The sequence below is a fragment of the Rhodanobacter sp. C05 genome (assembly GCF_002001165.1).
In the GTDB taxonomy this organism is placed as follows: Bacteria; Pseudomonadota; Gammaproteobacteria; order Xanthomonadales; family Rhodanobacteraceae; genus Rhodanobacter.
The window spans coordinates 382503-406411 of the sequence record NZ_MUNQ01000006.1 but is presented as its reverse complement, the minus strand read 5'-3'; the positions used below and the strand labels follow the sequence as shown (position 1 = coordinate 406411).

The following is a 23909-nucleotide window of genomic DNA, read 5'->3' as shown; positions in this document are numbered from 1 at the left end:
CTAGACACTCATGCCCAATATCTCATCCATCATCAAGAACGTCCGCAACATCATGCGGCAAGACCGTGGCGTCTCCGGCGATGCCCAGCGTCTGGAGCAACTCGGCTGGCTTCTCTTCCTGAAAATCCTCGACGACAAGGATCAGGAGCTCGAACTAATCCGCGAACGCTACAAGTCCGTCATGCCCGCAAAATTCCAGTGGCGACACTGGGCCGCCGACGCTGAAGGCATCACCGGCGAGGAACTCATCCTCTTCATCGACCATCCCACGGACGGCCTCTTCGTCACGCTCAAGAACCTCAAGGCTCCGCACGCTGCGCCGCGCGCCATGCTCGTTCGCGAAGTCTTTGACGGCTCGAACAACTACATGAAGTCCGGCTACGAGCTACGCAAGGTCATCAACCAGCTCAATGGCTTCGACTTCAACAGCAGCGACGACCGCCACGTTTTCGGCACCGTCTATGAATCCATCTTGGTCGAGTTGCGCGATGCCGGAAACAAGGGCGAGTACTACACTCCCCGCGCCATCACCCAGCTCATGACGCAGATGACCGCGCCCAGGCTGGGCGAAAAGGTCCTAGACCCTGCCGCTGGCACCGGCGGCTTCCTCAGCGCTGCCATTGATTTCATCCGCGAAAAGGAAGTTCACACCCTTGACGACGAAGGCATCCTCCAGAAATCCATCACGGGCTGGGAGCTGAAGCCCGTCTCCTATGTCCTCGGCCTCACGAATCTCATCCTCCACGGACTCGACGTACCCGATTGGCACTACCTCGATAGCCTCAAGACCGAATACAACGCCATCGGCCCTAGGCAACAGGTGGACTGCATCCTCGCTAATCCGCCCTTCGGCGCCAGCATTGCCGACGGCGTGGAGACAAACTTCCCAGCGTCCTTCCGCTGCAGGGAATCCGCCGACCTCTTCGTCATCCTCATGATCCAGCTGCTCAAGCCCGGTGGACGCTGCGCCATCGTGCTGCCTGACGGCTGCATCACCGGCGATGGCTACAAGGAGCGCATCCGCGAAAAACTCCTCACCGATTGCAACCTCCACACCATCGTGCGCCTCCCGCAATCCACCTTCTTTCCCGCCACCGTCTCCACGAACCTGCTCTTCTTCCAAAAGGGCACGCCCACCAAGGAAATCTGGTATTGGGAGCACCGCTTGCCCGAGGGGCAAAAGAGCTACTCAAAAACCAAAGCCATCCAGTTCGAAGAGTTCGCGCCGCTGATCGAATGGTGGGACAACCGCGAGGTAAGTGACGTTGCGTGGAACGTGAAGATCGGGGATTTGAAGAAGGGGTTCGACCTGGATGTAAAGAATCCGAACTCCACAGTCGAGGAGAACGAGTATACCGTCGAGGGACTACTGCACCTCCTGGCAAAACGTCAGCAAAAGATCGGCGATCTGGTCGCTAAGTTGACATCATCCCTCAACGGAAATTCCTAGTGGCAAAGCTCGGCGACTACATCCGCGAGGAGTGCAATCCACTTGGTTCATCGGGCGCGAAGGATCGTCGACTAATCGGCGTGAGCAATGAGCATGGTCTCCATGCCAGCTCGCGTGATACCTCCGCCGATCTCGCACGCTATCAGCGTGTTGAAAAGAACTGGTTTGCTTACAACCCTATGAGGGTGAACGTCGGCTCTATCGGCCTCGCCGATAACGAGTCCAAGACTGGCTTTACCAGCCCGGACTACACCGTCTTCTCTTGCCGCAAGGGACTTGATCCGCACTACCTATTGCATTTCCTCAAGAGCGACTACGGACTCGAAGCCATTGCTCGCAATAGCTCCGGGGCAGTGCGGAAGCGACTCTACTACTCCGGCCTTGCCGAGATCGAACTTCCTGTCCCGAGCATGGTTGAGCAGCGCGCTTTCGTGTCGCGGATTGATCGGATTAGGGAAACGATCCGATTCATCCTTGAAGAGAACAGTGATCGTCACGAGCTCCCTCAGCTCAAGCAAGCCATCCTGCAGGAGGCGATCCAGGGCAAATTGACGGAAGGTTGGCGAGTCGCCCACCCGGACGTGGAACCCGCGAGTCAGCTCCTTCATCGCATCAAAGTCGAAAAAGCCCGTCTCATCGCCGACAAGAAACTCCGCACCGAAAAGCCCCTGCCAAAAATCGCCCTCAGCGAAATCCCCTTCGAGATCCCGAAGGGCTGGGAGTGGTGCCGGTTGGGTGCAGTCACGCGATTTTTCGATTACCGGGGTAAGACGCCAAACAAGATCTCAAGTGGAGTGAGGCTCATAACTGCCAAGAACGTGAAGTTCGGTAGATTTTCCGACACGCCGCGTGACTACTTGTCAGAAGAGAGCTTCAGCCGTCACATGGTTCGTGGATTTCCCGACAATGGAGATATTCTCTTTACGACCGAAGCGCCTCTTGGGAACGCCTGCCAATTGAACATGAGCGAACGGTTTGCTCTCGGTCAGCGGCTTATAACGATTCAGCCAATTCTTTCCGAGAAACGCTTCTTCCTGTTCGCGATACTATCCCGCACAGTGAAGTCGCAGCTCGCCGAAAAAGCGTCTGGAATCACGGCGAAAGGAATCAAGTCGAGCCGGCTAGTTCAGGTTCTCATCCCCCTTCCACCCCTCGCTGAGCAAGCTGCGATTGTGGAGCGAGTGGAGGCGCTGATGACGACCTGCCGGACGCTGGAAGCGGAGATTGAGCACGCCCGTATCCACGCCGACCACCTCCTCCAAGCTGTCCTCAAAGAAGCCTTCGCCCCCCTCTCATGAACTGGGAGAATTTCAGTCGGTGGTTTAACAGCAGTTTTTGGAAAGCCTTCAAAAACCGCACGTTTCCCATCGACATCCCCCAGACCGCTGCCAACAAGGAGGCCATGGTTCGCAAGGTCTTCGAAGCGGTGAAGTCGTCTCGCTACGCTCCGTCCATCCCGGAGGAGGAAATCGTGATGAACAAGGGCCATGGAGTGGCTCGGACGATCCCGGTGTTTTGCATCGAGGACTACATCGTCTTCTATTTCTGCATCAAGGAACTGGAGGAGGTTATTTCCGGCAACCGGACAGACCACACCTTCGGCGGCTGGACGCTTGGCGGAGAATTGCGGAAGCTTGAGAACATTGACGTCGAGTTCGACTCCGGATTTTCCAACGCCCGCTACGCCTTCAACCCTCGTGCATGGACGTCGGCCTTTGGGGAGTTCAACTCGTTGCTGTTTGCGCAGCTTGAAACCGGCGCTTACACGCACGCCCTTCAGTTCGATCTTTCAAACTTTTACGACTGCATCAGACTCGACATTCTGGAGCGGTGGATTCGCGAAGACGCCCCTGCGGAGAAGGGCTGGGTGATCGCGCTTCTTTTCTACTTCCTCAATCAGTGGAACCGTCGCAACACGGGTCTGCATCCGCAGGGTGTAGGAATCCCGCAAGATGCCTTGGCCGACTGCTCGCGGTTGCTTGCCAATTACTACCTCCAGAAGTATGACAAGTTCGCCGCTGCGATCTGCGCGACAGCGGGCGCGAGCTACTTCCGGTATGCCGACGACCAAATGATCCTCGTCAACGGAACGGACAGCGTTGATGCGCTCATGCTCCTTCTTACGAGGAATCTCGACCGCCACGGCCTGCGTGTGAATCAGAAGAAGGTCGACTTATGGACCGTGAAGGAACTCCAGCGGCACCGCTGCCGAGACATCCAGTCGATCTTTGCCAACAAGGGGGACAACCAGGACGCGAAGCTGGTCCGCAAGTTCGTTTATGCCTACCTGAAACTCTCGGACAAGAAGCTCGCCGCCACTTGGAACGGCGGCTTGCCACTTCTCAATCGCCTTCTCTGGGCGAATATCGAGTCTCTACCGCAGAAGCTTTTCAACAAGCTTCTCTCTCGGTTCACCGCACCCGAATATCTCCTCCGTTCTGAGAAGGGAAAATTGGTCCGCGTGCATGAGCTCAACGCCAAAAGGAAGAGGCCTATGAACCTCGGAAAACGCCTGACAGAGCTCGGGCAAAAGACAATGCACAACGCCTTCCATCACGAGGGCCTCGGCTACGCTCGTGAGGTAAAGGACAAGGCGCTGACTGAATTCTTCACTACGCGTCTCTCTGAGATCCAGGAGCAGATGGACGCGAACCGGGTTTCCCCTTAGGCCTTCTCATGGTGACTGTGCGTGAGGGCGGGCGGGTGAGCAGTTTCAAGTGCAGCTGACTGCGCTCTATTCTTAGCGAAGTCCCATCAAGCAGGTTTCGACATGTGCTACTCGGCGCAGATCTGGGCGGACTTCAGGAAATACGAGCGGTTTGGCGGAAAGCTCGCCATCAAGGAATTCACGAAGCTCGCCGGCTGGACTAAGAAGAAGGGCACTTGGGTCAAGGTTGTCCCTAAGGCGATGCGCCGCGCCATGACCGATGCCACGAGTGGCGTGCTGGACATTGGCACGGTCGGGATGGCGCGCGAAGCGGAAACTGAGGCAATCGCCTTGATCGCGGCTGAGATCGGCGTCCAGGAAGCACGCCTCGTCGACGCGAACGCCAAGCTAGCGTCAAGCAAGCCGACAAAAAAGGCCGAGAACGATCGCCGCGTCGCGACAAACAAAATAGAGGCAGGAAGGAAGAAGCTGGAAGACTTAGCCTTACCGGCGCCGGCCGACGGCATCGACAGAATCTGGCCTGGTTTCTTCGCTCCGGTAATGATTCGAGATTCTGAAACGGGCGAGCGCATGGTCGTCCCGATGCGCTACCGCTGCCGCCTGCCGGGGTGGACAGAAGCCGACGAGATCGAGAAGCCAGGCACATATAACGCGCGGCGCGACAAGCTGTCGACCGTTTGGCGCAAGGTGTTTGGTTACAGCCACGGGATCATGGTCGTGGATCGGTTCTACGAAAGCGTCTATCTCCACAATCTGCAGCAACGACCGCTGGTGCCAGGTGAGCGCGAGCAGAGCGTTGAAATTCTCTTTTCGCCATCGACCGGTGAAGACCTTTTCGTAGCTTGTCTCTGGACCTATGTTGAGGCGGCCGGCGACGATCCAGGGTTCTACACGTTCGCCGCAATCACGGATGATCCACCCTTTGAAGTTGTCGAGGCGGGCCATGACCGATGTCCCGTTCCAATTCAGGAAGATGACATCGACGCATGGCTCAATCCAAGTCCTGACGACTACGCGAGCTTGTACGCGATCCTCGACCGACGTGTGCGGCCGTACTACGAACATCAACTGGTGCAGCAGAAGTAGCTTTGATGCTTACGATCGCAGCAACCTGAATCTGACTGCGAACACCGATGTGGTTGTTCAGTAGAACCAGTCGATCATGATCAGCGCGTCGGCATTCTGGTCAGCGTGACGCCACCGGCCGGAATCGGCCAAGAGCGGCCACCTATGAATGGCCGTTTTGGAACATTCGATCAGCTAGCATCGTTTCCATTAACCATATCGCCAACGCTGCGAAACGCGGACGGGTGCTGAATGACCAAAGTATGGGTGAACGACAAAAAGTGGGAGCTAGCGTGGACTGGGCGCGAGGAACTTGGCCGAGGTGGCCAAGGTGTAACACGGCGAGTCGAACACAACGAAACAGGGACCGCCGGGTGCCTAAAGTTACTGAGTAAGCAGAAGGATTCCGAGCGCCGGCTGCGGTTTTTCCGGGAGGCCACCGCGTATGACACGTGCCAGCACCCGCTGATCCCCCGCCTCCTTGCGAGCAACGGGCAAAATCATGTGGACCCCGACTACAAGCTGTTTCTTGTCATTGAGTTCATTCCCGGCCCGACACTCAACAAGCGGATTGAGGAGCAAGGGACGCTAAGCTGGGTGGACGGATCCACTTTGACTCTCGCGCTGCTCAAAGCAGTCGCGTATATCCACGCCAACGAATGGGTCCACCGGGATATCAAGCCGGATAACATCATCCTCAAGGACGGAGAGGTTGCAGCTCCGATGTTGCTTGACTTCGGTCTCAGCTACAAGGAGGGGGTCGCGGACACTCTGAACACGGAGCACGGCCAAGAAATTGGAAACCGCTTTTTGCGACTGCCCGAGCTGTCGATTGGAAGTATGTCGAAGCGAGACGAACGTAGCGATCTCGCGTTCGTCGGCGGCATCCTATTCTACGTGCTGACCGGCATGTTTCCCGCGACACTTCAGGATGCAGACGGCAATATGCCTCACCAACGCAAGAAAGCGTTGTCCCTGCTGTCCACCGTTGAGGGTGTTGCAACACCGCGGTTACTGGACTTCTTCGACCGCTGCTTCAATCCTGCCATCAACAGGCGGTATTCAAGCGCCAACGCGATGCTTTCGGCGTTGGAGTCGCTGTTGGTGCCCAGTGCCGATCACGAATCGCAGGCGGAGGCTGACATAGCATTTATCAGGAGTCACCTAGATCGGGAAAGCGTCGTTGAGGTGCTGCAATTGGGCGCTAACTGTCAAGCGGTCTACCAGGCGATGGATCGTGTCGTCAACAGCATCGTGGCCGAATTGAATGGGAAGTTCGTGCGTACGCAAGGCGGGATGCAACAAAGGGGAGCCTCTGTTCACACGAACCTCGGAGTCGCCCAATCAGACAATCATGAGACGCGGTTCTCGCCGCGTTGGGAGATCGACGTACTAGGAACAGAGATCGTCGTGCGCTCCTCGTCAGATTTCATCTTCCGGCTGGATGCGCTAAAACCCGACCTCACTGGTGACTTCAGCGCGAAGGTGCGCATGCACCTACTGAGAGGAGTTCGCGGCCTAATAGAGGGGCCAACGCGGCAGGTCATATACCGAGGATTTTTCAGGACCACGCCATTTGCCACGCTCGCGGAAGCGCTGGCTGAGGCCAAGCGAATCGACCGGCGGGTGTTCGTCGTGCTGTTCGACGACAAGCATCGCCAGCTAAGCAAGCTGGACTATACCCTGGGCTATTTCATGGAATACGAGGCGACAAAAAACGTCATCCATGAGAACTTCGTGACTGCGATAGTTTCCGTCGCAGACGCAAAGCATCTTGTGCCGGCTGGCACTCTGGAAGTCGCCCGCTGGTTTTTACTCGACAAAGAGGGAGAAATCCTCGACCAGCGAGACGTGTATGCCAACCCGGACGAGGGCTTGAAGGTGGTCAATCACTTGATAGCCATAAGGTGACGTAAACGGCACCGGTCTTATGAGCAGCATTCGACCTCTGAACGTCAGCTTTTTGACGGAACGCTTGTCAACCTGAGCGTCCGCAACGGGTCGACCTCCACCTGTCGCAGCTTGCCCGCGCGTCATCGAGCTCGCAAGGGCTGTCATCGGCAGGAACAGACATCCAATACAGGTGTCGACCGATCAAGCGCAGCCCATTGCACGCGTCAGAAAGAATCGGGGAGAGTCGGTTTTAGCAGGCCCGTGGCGGCATCCCCTTTTTTTTCGCACCGTGCGCGGCAGTCAATTCCCTGGAGGGACCCTCGACGCTATGCACAAGCGACTTAGCTGCTGCCATGATGCGCAGAGGGTAATGTTGCGAACAAGTTGGAGGTCGCGGGGGCGGGCATGATCAGAAAGATCTCAATCCACAACTACAAGAGCTTTCATCCGACGACGCCCACCGTCATTGAAATAGATACCTCCAAGCAGGCCACCTTCATCTATGGCCTGAACGGTGCCGGGAAGTCCGCGATCGGTGAGGTAATCCACGGTCGGTTTGTCAACGACCAGATCTTCGCGCACTGCCAGGTCGAGACGACCGGAACCGGCCCTTTTCGTCACCTTGTCTACAACCATGCATTTGTGGGCAGGGTCATCGGCGAGACCATGCGGGGCATCTTCACCATCGGTGAGATGGACACGGCCAAGCAAAAGGAGATCGACGGTAAGGAAGCCGAGTACGTTGTCTTGGAAGCTGAGCTGACCACGCTGCGCGCGCGTGTGGAGACAGCCAAGAAGCAGGTGGAAGCCCAGATCACTCGCGGTGTCGAAGACGTCTGGAAGGCCCATGTCCTGGGCAAGAAGACAAAGCTTGCGGAGCTGCTGGTGGGCTACGGAAAGGACAAGAAGAAGTTTTTCGACGAACTGCGGAAATCAGCCGTCGACGGGGACGCCCCGTTGAACACCATGGAGCGCCTGGAGCAGCGGTGGGAGGATGTATCTGGCAGCGAGACAAGCAAGAGTGCGCCCCAGCCCGACCTTACTGGCCTAGCGGAAATCGAGACCGATTCTATCTGGGCCGAAGCCATCGAGGTGTCCGTAACCAGTCGCTTGGCTCCCTTGATCGCCAAGCTGGGGAATGGCGACTGGGTCGACCAAGGCCGGTCCTATGTGAAAGACGACCAGTGCCCATTTTGCCAGCAGGGCTTGCCTCACGATTTCCATGAAGAGCTGGCCAAGCTGTTGGAAGGCGGTCGCAAACTCAAGATCGACAAGGTCGAAGCGTTGGTGTCGAACTACGCCCTGCGCCTGGAACGGCTGCAGGAACGCATGAGCGGTGTGTTCGACGACGCCATCACCAAGGACACAGGGCTGGAGCTTGCCTGGTCGAAGCTGGAAGGGCGGATGAAGGCCAACTTGGCCCTGATGCGGACCAAGCAGGTCAAGCCTAGCGATTCGGTCGCGATTGAAGGCGCCGACCACCAAGCTATGATCGCGGCCTTGGCGACGGCGAAGGCGAAGATGGACGACTTCAACCAGCGCCTCAAGGACCGCAATAGCGAATTCACCAGGATCAGGACCATGTTCTATCAGGTCCTGTGCGCAGACCGTGCCGAGGCCTACGCCAGCCATGATGCGGCGCTCGCGCCGCTGAACGCGCAACTGGCAACCGAGATAGCGATCACGGAAGGGGTTGCAGATCGGATCAGGGACAACACAGTGCGCCTCGCAGAACTGCGTCAATCTCAAACTGGCGTCGATGCGTCGGTTGAAGCGATCAACAGGTCTCTGAAGGAGCTGGGCATTGATGCGTTCTGGATCAAACGGAAGGAGGACGACGGGCACTTGTATTGCCTTGCAAGGCCGAACGACCCCAACAGCACAGCCCAGTCCTTGAGCGAGGGGGAGAAGACCTTGATCTCCTTCCTCTACTTCATGGAGCTGATCAAAGGCACCCACGAGGAGCATGGCGCCGTCGACATTGGCAAGACGATCGTGGTCATTGATGACCCGATTTCCAGCCTGTCACAGAACTTCGTCTACGACGTGGCCACCATCATTCAGCACCAGCTGATCAAGCCGCCGGATGGTGTGGCGAAGGTGCGGCAGGTCATTGTCCTCACCCACAACTTGTTCTTCTTCCATGAGATCGTCCATCAGCTTGCCCGCAGCAAGCTGGCCAACACACATCGGAAGTGCCAGATGCTGCGGGTTCTGAAGAGCGAATACACGACGGTGGTGTCGCTCGATCCCACGGCGTACATGAATGACTACGACGCGCTATGGCAAGTGCTTCGCGACGTCAAGGACAACCAGTCCATGGTTCAGATCGTGCCCAACACGATGCGCTGCATTCTGGAGCAGTTCTTTACCTTCACTGCAGGGACCGATGAGTTCGACGAGGCCTTGGAAAAACTAGCTGTCCAGGATCCATCCCATAAGTACAAGGCACTGCATCGGTTTTTGGATCGTGGATCCCACAAGGACGGAATCAATGGGCCGCCAATGGATTGGTCTCAGTATGACGTCCCGTATTACTTGGCGAAGCTGAGGGCGCTGCTCAAGGAGGCGGGCCACGAGCACCACTACCTAAGGAAGATGGGGGAAGAAACAGCAATATCGGAAGTAGTCAACGAATAGGGTTTGATCTTCCCTTTCCTGCAGTATCAGTTAAGCGTAGCCGGCCAAATATCGAAGGTCCGCTTCGGGTTGGTTTCCGTCGATCGAGGTGGATCTGCAACTGATCATGCTGCCCGGCGGGCAGGTCATCGTCGATCGGTCGTATGATGCGTCCAAACCCGTCCACGCATCTGACTCTTGGGTGCCTGCGTGTTTCGCTGTCACCGCTCAGTGGAAGTCCCTCGACCGCACGTCCAGTCCACCGAGCAGCTCGCTCATGTCGAGCAGGCGACTGGCGATCAGATGGCACACGCCATCGACCGCTTCCCAACGTCCGTCGATTCCCAGCAGCTCTGATTCGAGCAATACCCGCCGGTGGGTTTCGGCGACATCGCGCCAGACGATGACGTTGACCATACCGTGCTCGTCTTCCATCGTCAGGAACGTGACCCCGCTGGCCGTCTCCGGCCGCTGACGCATCGTGACCATCCCCGCGGCGCGCACATAGCTGTTGTGGGGCCGCTTCCGCAGCGCTTGGGAGTCGATGCACCGGACAGCGCGCAACCGATCCCTGATCTGCGCCATGGGGTGCATCCCCAACGTCAGGCCGGTTCGCGCGTAGTCCGCCAGCGTGTCTTCGGCCTGCGTCGGTTTCGGTAACGTCACCTCGATTTCTGCCGGACTGGCATTGCCGAAGAGCGGCAGCTGCTTTTCCACCCCCGCGATCTCCCAGTGCGCGTGATGCCGGTGCTGCGACAGACCCCGCAACGCACTGGCCTGCGCGAGCAGGTCCTGATGACGCTTGTCCATGGCTGCTCGCGCGCAGAGATCCGCGATGTCTGCGAACGGATGCTGCACGCGGGCTGCGGTGATCCGTCGTGCAGCTTCTTCACTGAACCCGCGCACCTGGCGCAAGCCGAGCTGGATCGCCGGAGCCTCTTCTTCCCGCGTGATGAGTGTGTTGTCCCAATCGCTGCATTGCACGTCGATGGGGAAAACGTCGATGTCATGGCGACGGGCGTCCTGCACGATCTGGCTCGGTGAATAGAAGCCCATGGGCTGGCTGTTCAGAAGCGCACACGCGAAAGCCGCAGGCTCGTGACACTTCAGCCAACACGACGCGTACACGATGCCAGCGAAGCTGGCTGCATGGCTTTCAGGAAAACCGTAGCTGCCGAAGCCCTTGATCTGCTCGAATAGTTTCTCGGCAAAAGCGGTGGTGTATCCGCGATCGGTCATGCCGGTGAGAATGCGCTCGCGGTGCTTCTCCAATCCGCCCCGTCGTTTCCATGCGGCCATGTCGCGCCTGAGCCCGTCGGCTTCGCCTGCCGTATAACCGGCCGCGATCATGGCCAGCTTCATCACCTGCTCCTGAAACAGCGGCACGCCTAGCGTGCGCTCGAACACTTCCTTCAACTCTTCCGACGGGTAGTCGACAGGTTCCTCGCCCCTACGTCGCCGCAGATACGGATGCACCATGTCGCCCTGGATGGGGCCAGGCCGAACGATCGCAACTTGCACCACCAGATCGAAGAAGTTTTCCGGCCGATGCCGCGGCAGCATGGCCATCTGCGCCCGCGATTCGATCTGGAAAACGCCGATCGTGTCCGCCCGCTGGATCATCGCGTAGGTGTCTGGATCTTCGGATGGCAACGTGGCCATCGAGTAATCCTGTCCGCGCTGGTCGCGTAGCAGGTTCAGACATTTCTGCACGCAGGTGAGCATGCCCAATGCCAAGCAATCGACTTTCAACAGGTTCATCGTGTCGAGGTCATCCTTGTCCCATTGGATGATCGTGCGATCAGGCATCGCGGCGTTCTCCACCGGCACCAGTTCGCTCAGGGGCGCATCCGCGATCACGAACCCACCGACGTGCTGCGACAAATGACGCGGCATGTCCAGGATCTCTGCCGTCAGCTTGAGGATGCGCCGGATGACTGCGCTTTCAGGATCGAACCCACGCTCGCGCAACTGCTCCGCGAGTGACTCCTCACCATTCCACCATGCGAATATCTGGCTCAGCTGATCGACCTGATCGAGCGGTAGACCCATGGCCTTGGCCACATCTCGCACGGCGCTCTTGCCGCGATAGCAGATGACGGTAGCTGCCAGAGCAGCACGCTCCCGACCGTATTTGCGATAGATGTATTGAATGACCTCTTCGCGGCGCTCGTGCTCGAAGTCGATGTCGATGTCTGGCGGCTCGTTGCGCTCCTTCGAGATAAACCGCTCGACCAGCAGGCTCATCTTCATCGGGTCGACTTCGGTCACACCGAGTGCGAAGCACACTGACGAATTCGCCGCGGACCCTCGGCCCTGACAGAGGATTCCTTGGCTTCGCGCGAAGCGCACGATGTCGTGCACTGTGAGGAAATAGGGCTCGTAGCGCAGTTCCTCGATCAGTCCCAGTTCGTGCTCGATCTGCTTATGCACTTTCTCCGACACGCCTTCGGGCCAGCGCCAGCGCGCGCCTTCTTCCGTCAGCTGGCGCAACCAGCTGGTAGCGGTGTGGCCTTCCGGCACGAGCTCGGCCGGATAGCGATAACGCAGCTCATCGAGCGTGAAGGTGCATCGCGCGGCGATCCGTGCACTTTCTTCGAGCAACGCCTCGGGGTAGAGCGTGGCGAGCACGTGGCGGCGCCGTAGGTGTCGCTCACCATTGCGTGCGATCAACCCTCCCGCCGCGGCGACTGGTACGCGGTGTCGGATCGCCGTCAGCGTGTGCTGCAAAGCGAGCCGCCGTCGGACGTGCATGTGCACGTCGCCCGCTGCCACCAGTGGCAGATTCAGCTCGCGGCCGATCGCTTGCAGTTCACGCACGCGCCGTGCGTCGTTCGGTCCGCGATGTAGCTCAACGGCCAGCCAAGCGCGATCGCCGAACGTCTGTCGCACCCAGCGACCATGAGCCATGTCGACGATCAGGTCAGGAGCCCACAGGACCAGCGTGCCTGGCAAGCCGGTGACCATGTCGGCACGCGTCAGGCGGTAGGTGCCTTTTTCGGAAGCGCGTCGCCCCTGTGTGATGAGGCCGCAGAGGGAGGTGTAACCCTCCTTCGTTTCGCACAGCACGACGACCTTGGGACCGTCGTCGAGCTGGATTTCCGAACCGACGATCAACGGCACACCTGTTTGACGTGAGGCTTCCAGCGCGCGGACGATACCGGCGAATGAACACTCGTCCGTGATCGCCAGAGCCGCATAGCCGCACGTCTTCGCCCGCTCGAACAGTTCGCGCGCACTGGATGCCCCGCGACCGAACGAGAAGTTCGACAGGCAGTGGAGTTCCGCGTAGGCCGTCATGCGAACCATCCGTGGATCATCCAGCCGGTTTGTTCGTCAGGTGCGCAGAACGCCCAAGCCTCTTGCCCCAAGGATGTCTCGATGACGTAGTAGTCGCGACAGACTTCACCGCCATCCCACCATCCCGTCTCGACGCGCTCTGGACCGGCAAGAATGATCGGCTGCCCACCGCGCAACTGAACGGGACGTCTAAGCAACCACGTGGGGCGTGGGTGCGGCTCGATCGGCACTTCATCATGCGTGGCCTCGCGCTGCGCACGTTCCGGCCGAGGGTCCTGTGTGCTGCCGAGTCGATAGACCGCGCCATCCCCCAGCCGCGCGCGCAGTCGTTCGCGCAGCTGCTCGATCGGCAACGCATTCGCCGGCCGCTCGTCGAACAGGTCCCGTCCCGCGGGCACGAACGCCGGCAGATCGCGGGCGATCAAGCGCAGCGCCAGCACCGGCTCAGGCAGCGTCAGGTGCTCCAGTCGGCCTCGTGCAAACTCGAACAACAGGGCGCCATCACGTTCCGACGCCAGCAAGCCCACAGGCACATCAGTGAAGCGACCTTCGCGGTGTTCCAGGCGCAGCAAGAAACGCTGCACGCCTCCATCGCGACCGGCCAGATACGCGGCCAGATCATCGACCATGCGTCGCACTGGGAAGATCAGCGCGGATTGGTTTTCGACCTCGTGGAGCAACTCGACGCGCAGATCGAACGTATCAGGAGGCCGATACAGCTCCAGGCCAGAGGGCAGATCACCTGTCAGGCGATCCAGGGATGCCAACAGTTCTGCACCAAAGCGTCGACGCAGACCATCGCGCGGCAATGCCAGCACTTGGCCCAACGTCCGAATGCCCATGCTCGGCAATGCTGCGATGGCATTCGCGGGCAAACGACTCTTCGCAATCGGCACGCGCTGCAGGGCGTTGCGCAACGTATCGACGGACAGCACGGCTTGCCCATCAGAAACGGTCGTCAACACATGCGCGGCATGAGCCGTCGGCGCCGCCGCCATACGATGACGGAAGCCCAGGTCGGTGAAGTCTGCCCGCAACATGGATTCAAGCCGTGGCCATGGCCCGAACAGGCCCATGCTCTTGCTAACTTCCAGCACGATCGCATGCGGCAGCAGGCTGACCTCGGAACTGTATCGGTAGGCCACAGCAGCTAGGAACCGGTGCCACCGCTCGACCGACTCGCGGTCATAGGGGATGGCTTCGAAGTGGGACAGCAGCGCTTGGGCAGCGCTCAGCCGTTGACCGACATGCAAGCCTGCCGCTCGGGCGGCTTCATTGGCTGAAACGATCGTGCGTGCGTTGACGGGGCCGTCGATGAGCACCAACGGATCGTCCGTGGGCCGCCGTCGGAGAATCCCGTCTAACGCCAGACTTGGCAGAGTGATGCAGGCCCATAACATGTCTGCACACCATCAATGGACAGAACGTGGCAACGGGATCGCTTGGGCGGGCACGGCCCCGCCTCGGCATTTGCGCACCCAGATCTGTGGGCGTGGCGGTGCTTCCAGTTCCAGACGCAGCGCAGCAGGCGATGCGTTGGACAGATGGGAGCGATCGCGGAACACGAAAGCGAGAGCCTGCCCAGTGACTGCAGCGACCTGTAGACGACGCAAGGCGCGATCGTCGGCGTGATGCGGCCACGCCAGCACCGCGGCGCAGCTTCCCGATCGCAGGCACTGCTCAGTGGCCCAGAGCACATCCTTCTCGCCGGCATCCACGAATTCGACACGGCGCATGTCGACACCTTGCTGGCGCCAGCCGGCAACACACGACGCATACGGCGGCGACACAATCACCACATGGCGTTGACCTTGGGTCAACCGCGCGAGCGTAGGCATCACAAGACGAAGTTCGCCCACACCATCGACAGGCAACAGGATCTCGGACAACGAGGCCTCGGGCCAACCGCCTGCCGGCAGCACCGCATCGAGTGCGCGCCAGCCCGTGGGTTGGTCACCAATAGGGACTGCGGGGGCACGACCGCGCCATATCTGACGAGCGTCGAGCAACGTGGAGAGTGGAACCGCGGCGTGCATCAACTGCCTCGCAGCAGGCCTGCAAACAGACCTTCAATCGCGAAATCTTCGGTCGGATCCACGTCGATGGGTTTGAATCCCGGGCTGTTCGGCATTAACCGGACCACATCGCCCTTCCAGTGCAGCCGCTTGATGGTGAATTCGTTGCCTCGAACACGCGCTGCGACCACTTGACCATGACGGGCCACCGAAGTGGCGTGAACTGCCACCAAGTCGCCGTCGAGGATTCCCTCGTCGCGCATCGAGTCGCCGACTACTTTCACCAAGTAGTCCGGTCGCAACCGGAAAAACGAACGGGACACTCGCAAGCTGCGATCGACCCGTGACTCTGAAAACAGGGGCTCGCCAGCCGCGATGCGGCCGATCAGCGGCAGATCCAGCGTGTCGGCATCCATCGGATCGGGCTCGCGTACCAGCCGAATACCGCGGGCATGGCCGGATTCAATCGTCAGCCGGCCTTTCGCTGCGAGCGATTGGACGTGCTTGAACACCGCACTGACGTTGCCGATCCCCAGCGCATCGCCGATTTCTTCCAATGTGGGCGGCTGCCCATCTCGCTCAATTCGGGCGCGGATGAAGGCGAGGACGTTCAATTGGCGCTGGGTGATCAGGATGGTCATGGCTCGCATAGTTTCACCTATTTAGGTGAAAATGGAAGATGAAAAAAAGCCACGCCGAACCACTTGAGACAGATCAAAGGTTTAGCGCGGTGTTCGCATCCAGCTTCAAACGCCGTTTCAGTCCCAGCGTCCCCCGAAGCTATCTCAAGGGATGAGATAGGGTGGTTAGTGGTCAACCGCCCACAGCGCGCTGCAGAGACTGCAAGCGCACATTGAGGTAGTCGCAGCCGACCCGACGATCATCTGGCCCGCCTACAAGGCTGCAGCGCAGGTCATCATCGACGCGCTGCTGGCCCGAGGGATCGGGATTGGGTGCGGCAGCGCGTCTGGGAGCTGCTGGAGGGACACTGACGCCTGAACAACCTGGTGTAGGTGCTGTATCTACATGAGGTTCTGTATTACACTGTATTACAGACAGCAACACTTACTGATCCAGAGGAGCGCAAATATGTCTTCCCAAACCGCCACCGTTCAGAGCCGTGTCACGCCTGAAATCAAGAACGAAGCGGATGCGCTGCTCAAGAGCATCGGTCTCAATTCGTCCAGCTTCCTTCGTCTGGTGCTGACTAACCTTGTTCGTACTCGCGAGATTCCCCACGAGCTGCTTGAGATTCCCAACGCCGAGACCATCGCTGCGATGCGGGCGTCGGAGAGAGGGGAGGTGACGCTCCTTTCTGCTGGAGGCATTCGCGCCCTAGCCAAGCAAATCCGAAAGGAAAGCGAGTTAACGCATGCGTAAAACCGCAAGAGAGATTGTTGTCACTAAGAAGTTTACAAAGGACTTGGAGAGGGAACTTAAAGGGAAGCACGCAAAGACCATTGAAGATGATCTGGATGGGATCTTGGGGCAGCTGAGCATGGATGTTGCACTGCCCGAAGCGAACAAAGATCACCCCTTGTCTGGCGACTGGTCGAGCTTCCGGGATTGCCACGTGTACCCGGATCTTGTCCTGATCTACCAGAAGCCCGTCGACAAAGTGAAGGGCAACAAGGATCTCAACACGCTTCATCTGGTGCGAATGGACTCTCACTCCAACTTGTTCTGACGCAAAAAGAAACGCCACCCGCAAAGGTGGCGTTTTGTTTGGTTCATCGTTCACGGCACCTAGCTTCACGGACTTCCCATACGGTTTCAGTATCTGAGTGAGTCATCGTTCTCGCAAGCCCTTGCTGCGTAGGGCTTCTCTCATTATTTCGTCAGGTGGCTGATGTCGGGGCGGGTGCCGGCTGAGGCCGCGGCCAAGGGAAGAGCCAATACGTCGCGCGAGCACGCGCGTCGAGCTGTTGGATCGCGGAATTACCGCGATCCAGAGCTTTGGTGGCAGCTGAAATGACACCTTCAAGAGAGCCAAGCACAACAAACTGCTCCACCTTCGAGTAAGTTTCCGTCATGTTGACGTAAGACGCCCTGAAAGCGTTCACCTGTTGATAGGTATAAGCGACATCCCTTGCTATCTCTGGCCCAAGCAGGCCAAGTCGCTCGACCCCTGACTCGTATACGGGATCGCCAGGCGGTTTGAAGGGAGGCATGTATTTCAGCGGCGCTCCCTTTTTCAGCTCTTTTCGTATGTCATGCAGCGTGGGTAAGCCCGTGTCAAATGCTTCTATGTAAGCTTGGAGCTCACCGGCAAGCGCTGCAGCAAGGCTAGTCCCGTCTCTGAAGCGCCGGTAGTCCTCGGCGAGGATCGCAGTGGCCCACGCGGCGACGAGGGCCACGACAATCGATGTAAGCGACACCAAAAAGGTTGTCATTACGGTCTGTCCCTGGAGGGTGTCCTGCAGTTTGATCGCTGTCGAGAAGCTACAAGCTCCGGCGCCTGCGTGAAAGGGACGGTTGTATGGAGATTGGCGAGAAGCAGTCCATGTCCGGCTTCAGCGATATCGACGCGATCGAAAAATCTCTAGGACTTCGACTCTGGGCAGATTCCGCGACGTTCCTTATTGTTTCTTAGAAATCAATGTCCATCGTCGGGCGGTGTTCACACCTCGACAGTTGCCCGAACCTGAGCGATGCGGCCTAGCAATCTGTCGCCGTGCTACACGACCCGCTGGGATGAAGTGCGTAGCGTGAGTTGATTGGCGCAGCAGCCCAATTCGTTATGCCTGTCTGAAATCAATATCGCCGTCGAATCGTCCACCTTGGGTCTAAGTCACAACGTTAGATCCCATCCACCACCACCATGTCTCCGAGCTGATCGACTCGCAGTTCATCAGTGCGACTACCAAAGCGTTCCAAAAATGCGCGAGAGAACCTGTCTTTCGGGTGCTCGCTAATTCGTTCTGGATCGAAGTTGAGACTGCGGTTCAGACTACCGATGAACAGATCTGCCAATTGGACAAATACGATTTTCTTCGAGTCGATGACCTCAACACTTGATACATGAAGCCTATTTTCGAACTCCGACTGCGAAGCGGCTTTAAGCCGAAGCATCAGGTTCGCGGTCATCAACTTATCTCTTGACGCCTCTTCTTCATCCTTCCAAATACTGATGGATCTTGGCAGCTCCGCGCGCCCGCTTTCATGTTCATGTTTCACGCCTCTTACGATCAGATGAAATAGAAGATCGTCCAAGACCCTAGGTGCATCTGTGTGCCCCTTCCTTATGATGTGGATTGCTTTAAAGCTTACGGTTGTGGAGTTTGAATAAAGAATGTCGAGTACTTCGAAATAGCGACTTACATTCCCGTTGCTGATCTCGGAGAAGTGAAGTTCATCCTTGAAGCCGGATTCCTCGCGCCATGCAGCAAGCGCCTGCGACATGACCATCACGTCTGGACCAGCAAGAAACCAGATGCTACCAACCAGAAGGAAGTCGCCTGTCTTTCCACTTTCGTCAGCATAGACGGTGAGTGTTGGGTGACCAGGTTGGTCATCGATCTGACGCCGACGCTCACGCTCTTGACGCGAACCTCGCCGCTGCCGGACTTCGTCGGTCGCCTTAAAGAGGTGGTATTCGTTCTGGATTTTTGCTCTCGCTCGTGTGATGTCAGTCAGTCGCGTGAGCTTATATAGGTCTTCCAACGCCACGTTTGAACCAGACACCCACTGATTGTCGAACGTCTTCCAGTAGGTCACCTGGAGACGGACATCGGAATTGCGGCTAGCCGGATGATGATTTAGTACCCAAGCGACACGTGCAGGCACGGTGTCTGTTGTGTTGCTGGCCACCTTCTCAATCAAGATAGCCCTCTCCTTGGCGAGCTTTTCAGCTTTCAGAATATCCTTTTCGCTGACGACAAGATCCACAACTTCCTGCTGCTGGCCCTGATCTACTGCGTTTCCAACGGCCTTTTCTGCATCACTCATGACAAGCCCTCCCTGTCGCACCAGTCTGGCGCACAACACGCAAGACTTGAAGAGCCTGGTCGGTGCGCTGCTTCGCTTGGCCGAATTGTCACAGCTGACGAAGTATTCGTCGTAACTTCAACGCGCGCTTCTAAGCTCGCCTTAACGACACACGCGTACGTTCCGCTTGCGACACGTCGGCGTTAGCTAGAAGAGCTTGTTCGACGCTGTAGCGCACACCACGCATAGTCGAGACACTTCGAACGTGCGAGTCCGGCTGATGATCTTCACCTGTATGGATATTGGCTGGAAATGCGTCGATTTCGGGACTAGGGATATGGGCGAGAGTCGGAAAATCCTAGGACTCGACTCTGGGCTGATCGCACGACATAACTTTTTGAGTCGTAGCAATCCACTGTCCGACGTCGGGCGATGCTCACACAACGACCGCTGATAGAGCTTGGACGATGCAGCGCAGCAACTTGTCACCGTGCTACACGACGCGCTGGGATGAGGTACGCAGCGTGAGTTGATCTCCGTAACCTGGTTATAGAGTTGCCTGTGCATCCACCCCTCTTGAACTGAATAGCACTCTGCAGTAAGTTAAACTTGGGGATTTACGTGTATTTTAGTCCGTTCAAGCTTAAGCGTGTAACGGGGAATTACATGAAACGGAACTCCAAAACGCTCAGCGTTTTTGCAATCGCGGGGCTGTTTGTCTATTGCGCTTACGCCCAAGCATGGCAAACGAGCGCCCCGCTTTGGGATCGCATAAACGTCCAAGCCACAAACCAAATCCTTCTCAAGAGTCAGCTGGTTCGGATAGATACGAACACGCCAATACCTTCCTTGACCACAGCCAAGGACGAAACGCTCGGTGTCGTCCCGGTAGGTGTCGATGCAAAAGGTAGGGTGATTGGATACCGGCTCGTTGTAGCTCTCATCACACCAACGCCAGTTGACTCTACAGCGAGCGCGACCCTGAATGCCTGTGCTTCGGATTTTAGGGGAGAGGTGCAGGATCTAGGGGACCTCCTAGATATGTATGTGCAAACCTCGTCAAACATGCTCATTTCGTTGCCGGGTGACATCACTGCACGTAATGCTGAAATCAAACGTCGCGAGGATACCGCCATAGCCGCGACACAATCAGCATTCACGCTGTTCGAACAGCGCGTCGCGCGGAAACTGTCCGTCTGTTACGCAACCAAAAATATGACAGTCCCGGCTATTTCAATTGGCTTGGTGAGTAGTCCATGCACGATCGGCTCAATGGACTGCCCGGCCAAAGGGCTGGAAGACGCTGTCCGCTTCCAGAAAATCGCCAATCTATATGATCGCGCTGGGCGGCTCGAAATGCTAAAGGACTGGACCCTTGTCGCACCGACAGGCGAACTTGGATCGTTCGACGCCAAACTTACCCTAGCACCCCTAAAAGCACAGATCACGTTGACACCGGCAGACCTTCTGGGTGACCTGAATCGCCGTGTAGAGCAGATTCGCTTAAGCGAAAAAATTGCAAAGAACGCGCTGATACAACCCGTGGTTGCGGCTCTTGCAGGCCTCAGCCGAAACGACATCGTCCGGATGGCGGATGTCCTTTCATCGCCCAATGCCACGGTTCGGATGGCATGGAGCAAGACTGACCAAGCGACGAAGATCAGTGATGCTTTGGCGCGCGTTCGCCTTCTCGAATGCACGCGATTCCAAGGCAAGACTACCGTCAAGGATATCGGCACCTGTGCGGGCTACAACTTGAAGATTGATGACGACAAGGTTTTGGACGATTGCCTGAGTGGCGCACTTTGTCGTCCGGAATTTGCAACGAACATGAAATTCGATGTAGCACTATTAGCGGAGCGAGTTGATCTGAAAAAACTGGCGACTTCAGCAGATCTGCCACGCATCGTCAATCCCAACCTTACGTTTTCCGCTTACCAGAAAGCAGCCTTCGAATGCGCGAATGCCAACAAGCAGGATAAGTCTGGGATGATGACCTGTCTCATCCAGGCGCAATATGAAGACAAGAAGGTGAAGGAAGTGCTTGGCTGCGCGAAGAACATGGTTAGCGGAACAACTTCAGCGGACACAGATTGCTTGGACGTAGCCTTGGGGCCGCAGTCGAAGGAAGCGAAAATGGCGCGCTGCTTGCTTGGTGCTGGCTTAGATCTCAACCAGCGCATGATTTGCGCTGCGCAGAAGTCTATGGATGCTAAGACTGCCGCAGCTATGGATTGCGTAATGAACACTAAGCTCGTCAAATTAATGAGCCAGTGCGTGTCAGATCCGACTATCAATAAGCTGATGAAGGCCAATGAGTGCCTTGATGCAGGTGACAGAATGGCTGTAGCCCTATGCTTGGCCGAGGGAGCAACTACCGACCCCAACACAGTCAAAGCGATCGACTGTCTGACCAAGAATGGCGGCGCATATACGAAGGGCATTGCCTGCATCGCGTTAGGCAATGTCAAGGGAGACGCTGGCCTGATCCTGCGATGTGCCGCCAGCTCGGGCGGTGATCCAAGAGGCACTGCGATCTGCGCCGTTAGTCCCGGCCTGACCCCTGAACAACAGATTGCCTTGTCCTGCGCCGTTACCGCGGCCACGGGGCCTGGCTATGCAGCATGTGTTGGCGGGCAGTTGTCGCTCAAAGAATTTATGAACTGCCAGCACTCTCGCTTCGCCGAGGGACCCTGCTTCGGGGATGGCAATGAGCTGCGCAAGTTTGCAAAAAATGTCCTGGGCCAGAATATCGGGGCGAACTCAGTCGTCGCACAAGTTGTAAATGTCCAATTGGATTCCATCAAGGGCACCATTGCTCTCACCGAAGGCATACTTCGGGGCGGTAGCAAGCTTGCGTCTGATCTGGGCAAAGGGCTCAGCCAAGCAGCACAGGCAGCGAATGATCTTGGCAACGCCGCCATCGGTGGCTTAGCCGCTGGTGTGAATGCCGCAACCCCGAACATCACGGTAGGAAGCAGTGGCGTGAGCGTGAAAACTCCCGGAGGTAGCCTTAGAGTGGGTAACGGACATTTTTCCGTCGATGTCCCAAGCATAGTCCTTGTCCCAGGCATACATGTTGGCTGGTAGCTCATTTGCCGGAGAATTCAAATGAAGACAATTTGTTCTTCAATCGCACGAGCTGTTGCACCGTTTTATCTGTCACTCGTTGTCTTTGCGCCATCGGTGAATTCAGCGCCGATTATGCCGCTCAAGCAGGCCGGCGAGTGCACCTGTTGGGCTGCTGCTGCTGCCATGATGCTATCCGCAAAATATGGAGTGCCGTATACAGAGCTGTCAGCTGCCGACGCCGCTGGAACAAGCTATGTCACGCGGGTCAATGCGAAGATTCCTGGCGAGCAATGCGAAAATCAGGGACTTCCTGGAGACGAGGTCGATGCTTTCGCCAAGGCCATCGGCTTAGCGGTCAATCCGATCAACAACCCAACTTTAGCCAGATGGCGGCAAATGCTCTCCAAGGGGCCTGTCTGGGCGGGCATTGCACTTCAGGACGGCAACACCAAATGGTTCGCACACATCATCGTCGTAACGAGCATGTCGAATACCGATGGCGTCAACCCTGACGTCACCTATGCTGACCCTAGTGATGGTTCGTTTCACACCATCATGTTCGATAGACTTGAGACGGTGATTGAGAATGTTCCGGAGTTGTGGGATTCAAAGACAAAGTTGCCGACCCAGTTTCTTTACTGGCCGTGACTATTGCATCCGACTAAATGAGCTTTGATAGAGCCTGTTGAGGATCTGAGGAATATAACGGAGATTCTACTGCACGCCGTTCTTGAGCACCCGGTCAGCGAGATCAGGGGCTGGCAACACGGATAACGGTGGCATCAGAACACCAGCGCATCATGATCGCCTTGGACAATCCTTTTCATCAGCAGCGCCAGCCCCTTCCAGTCATCACATAGCAGCTGACACCGCCTTCGATGGTGTGAGCTGCGCGATTACATCAGAGGAGAAACTTCTAAGCTCGCGCTCTACCCGCAGTAGTGAAGGCCAACATGAAACCCGCGAGGATGTCCCTAATGGACGTCCCGTCAAGTTCTTGTTTGATTCCCAACTGGGTAAGGTGATATTGCATTGTGGCGGCTGCGAAACCGCACACGACACTATCGTCTGCGACCTTTGCACGATCCAAGACATAGTCCAATCGTTCCGCCGCAGCTGGGTGCGAACTTACGTAAGAGTTGTCGCCTTTTGGCTCGTCTAGCAACTGCATGGCCAGAATGGCAGTCACCATGCCGAGTTGCCGTTTCTGAGCTTCGTCCGCGTTTCGGGGCGAGTGCAGAATCCAGTCGGTTGCGGCCAGATCAGCCTCACGCTCCTGTTGGATCGTATAGATAGCATGCATCTTGATGTGCTGCAGCCGCACATGAGCAATCTCGTGATGAATAATCCACGCAATCGCGGCCAAGAAAATCTCATTTGCAACGTGGGCATCGCTAGCGTATTTCGGGTACTTTTTAGGGCGCGGCGCAGCCATTGGCCACTTCCGTACACCTGATTCACGCATGTTCCGAGCCGCCCAATTCAATACTCGAATAGCTCTTACGACTCTCGGCACACTCGCTAAATCCAAGGTACTCATTCCGGAACTTTGCGCCTTTACGTACTCTTGATACATTACATAAAAAATGTATGCGCAGCACCAAAGATACTCCAGCGTTGCGATCGGCAGTGTGGCTTCGTGGGTTACCGTGTTCACACGAATCGAGAAGTGACGATCGTCAGAAAGCGCGAGGCTAAAACCTTCTGAATCCCTAGCACCAGCCAGTTCTGCCCCACGCTCTGGCGCGATGCTGAAGGCCGAGCCTGCAATCGCTCGTTCAAGAATCAGAATTGGTGATCGCATCTAGCTGATGTCCGCCGAGTAGAGGGGAATCTATAAAGCCCGTGACCGAGCTTATGAAGTAGTGCTGGTCAGCATATAGGCTCGAAAGCGATTTCA

General features: G+C 57.2%; 17 protein-coding genes. 10 read left to right on the top strand and 7 right to left on the bottom strand.

Features of this window, described 5'->3' with window-relative positions:
- Positions 1–10: 10 nt before the first annotated feature.
- The 6 genes from B0E51_RS04385 (at position 11) to B0E51_RS04360 (ending at position 9716) form a co-directional block, all read left to right on the top strand.
- A complete protein-coding gene (locus B0E51_RS04385) occupies positions 11–1450 on the top strand; it encodes a class I SAM-dependent DNA methyltransferase (RefSeq protein ID WP_077443603.1) in 1440 nt (479 codons plus the stop codon).
- Positions 1450–2748: a restriction endonuclease subunit S gene (locus B0E51_RS04380; RefSeq protein ID WP_077443602.1), complete on the top strand. Its 1299-nt coding sequence runs from the start codon at positions 1450–1452 to the stop codon at positions 2746–2748. The genes B0E51_RS04385 and B0E51_RS04380 overlap by 1 nt, the downstream gene beginning before the upstream one ends.
- Positions 2745–4118 carry an RNA-directed DNA polymerase gene (locus tag B0E51_RS04375; protein ID WP_077443601.1) on the top strand — a complete coding sequence of 458 codons (1374 nt, stop codon included), beginning with the start codon at positions 2745–2747 and terminating at the stop codon, positions 4116–4118. Before B0E51_RS04380 ends, B0E51_RS04375 begins: the two co-directional genes overlap by 4 nt.
- A 102-nt stretch (positions 4119–4220) precedes the next feature.
- Entirely contained in the window at positions 4221–5204 is a 984-nt protein-coding gene (locus B0E51_RS04370) for an SOS response-associated peptidase family protein (protein WP_077443600.1), read from the top strand.
- A gap of 231 nt (positions 5205–5435) precedes the next feature.
- Positions 5436–7094 carry a serine/threonine-protein kinase gene (locus B0E51_RS04365; protein ID WP_077443599.1) on the top strand — a complete coding sequence of 553 codons (1659 nt, stop codon included), beginning with the start codon at positions 5436–5438 and terminating at the stop codon, positions 7092–7094.
- A 387-nt stretch (positions 7095–7481) separates the two neighbouring features.
- Entirely contained in the window at positions 7482–9716 is a 2235-nt protein-coding gene (locus B0E51_RS04360) for an AAA family ATPase (RefSeq protein ID WP_077443678.1), read from the top strand.
- A 207-nt stretch (positions 9717–9923) separates the two neighbouring features.
- Here the strand turns inward: B0E51_RS04360 and B0E51_RS04355 are convergent, their stop codons facing one another.
- Genes B0E51_RS04355 through lexA form a run of 4 tightly spaced genes read right to left on the bottom strand, consistent with a single transcriptional unit; the run spans position 9924 to position 15651 of the window.
- The gene (locus B0E51_RS04355; protein ID WP_077443598.1) at positions 9924–12995 is read right to left on the bottom strand and encodes an error-prone DNA polymerase; all 3072 of its coding nucleotides are present in this window, start codon (positions 12993–12995) and stop codon (positions 9924–9926) included.
- Entirely contained in the window at positions 12992–14395 is a 1404-nt protein-coding gene (locus tag B0E51_RS04350) for a DNA polymerase Y family protein (RefSeq protein WP_077443597.1), read from the bottom strand. Before B0E51_RS04350 ends, B0E51_RS04355 begins: the two co-directional genes overlap by 4 nt.
- 12 nt (positions 14396–14407) lie before the next feature.
- The gene (imuA, locus tag B0E51_RS04345; protein WP_077443596.1) at positions 14408–15031 is read right to left on the bottom strand and encodes a translesion DNA synthesis-associated protein ImuA; all 624 of its coding nucleotides are present in this window, start codon (positions 15029–15031) and stop codon (positions 14408–14410) included.
- Positions 15031–15651, bottom strand: a complete 621-nt coding sequence (gene lexA, locus B0E51_RS04340; RefSeq protein WP_077443595.1) for a transcriptional repressor LexA — start codon at positions 15649–15651, stop codon at positions 15031–15033. Before lexA ends, imuA begins: the two co-directional genes overlap by 1 nt.
- Before the next feature lie 448 nt (positions 15652–16099).
- Here lexA and B0E51_RS04335 point away from each other — a divergent pair, with 448 nt between their 5' ends.
- Both B0E51_RS04335 and B0E51_RS04330 read left to right on the top strand, forming a co-directional pair.
- On the top strand, positions 16100–16390 hold the full coding sequence (locus B0E51_RS04335) for a type II toxin-antitoxin system RelB/DinJ family antitoxin (protein WP_168172570.1): 291 nt from the start codon (positions 16100–16102) through the stop codon (positions 16388–16390).
- Positions 16383–16697 carry a type II toxin-antitoxin system YafQ family toxin gene (locus B0E51_RS04330; protein WP_077443593.1) on the top strand — a complete coding sequence of 105 codons (315 nt, stop codon included), beginning with the start codon at positions 16383–16385 and terminating at the stop codon, positions 16695–16697. The genes B0E51_RS04335 and B0E51_RS04330 overlap by 8 nt, the downstream gene beginning before the upstream one ends.
- 151 nt (positions 16698–16848) lie before the next feature.
- Here the strand turns inward: B0E51_RS04330 and B0E51_RS04325 are convergent, their stop codons facing one another.
- Positions 16849–17403, bottom strand: coding sequence for a hypothetical protein (locus B0E51_RS04325; protein ID WP_077443592.1), 555 nt, complete (start codon positions 17401–17403; stop codon positions 16849–16851).
- Between the two features lie 406 nt (positions 17404–17809).
- Positions 17810–18958: a DUF3800 domain-containing protein gene (locus B0E51_RS04315; protein ID WP_143525782.1), complete on the bottom strand. Its 1149-nt coding sequence runs from the start codon at positions 18956–18958 to the stop codon at positions 17810–17812.
- A gap of 645 nt (positions 18959–19603) precedes the next feature.
- On the opposite strand from B0E51_RS04315, the gene B0E51_RS04305 reads away from it, so the two are divergent.
- Both B0E51_RS04305 and B0E51_RS04300 read left to right on the top strand, forming a co-directional pair.
- Positions 19604–22027, top strand: coding sequence for a hypothetical protein (locus B0E51_RS04305; RefSeq protein ID WP_077443590.1), 2424 nt, complete (start codon positions 19604–19606; stop codon positions 22025–22027).
- Between the two features lie 21 nt (positions 22028–22048).
- Positions 22049–22657, top strand: a complete 609-nt coding sequence (locus B0E51_RS04300) for a papain-like cysteine protease family protein (RefSeq protein WP_077443589.1) — start codon at positions 22049–22051, stop codon at positions 22655–22657.
- A gap of 268 nt (positions 22658–22925) precedes the next feature.
- On the opposite strand, the gene B0E51_RS04295 is transcribed toward B0E51_RS04300, so the two are convergent.
- The gene (locus B0E51_RS04295; protein ID WP_077443588.1) at positions 22926–23813 is read right to left on the bottom strand and encodes a phage exclusion protein Lit family protein; all 888 of its coding nucleotides are present in this window, start codon (positions 23811–23813) and stop codon (positions 22926–22928) included.
- Between the last annotated feature and the right edge of the window lie 96 nt (positions 23814–23909).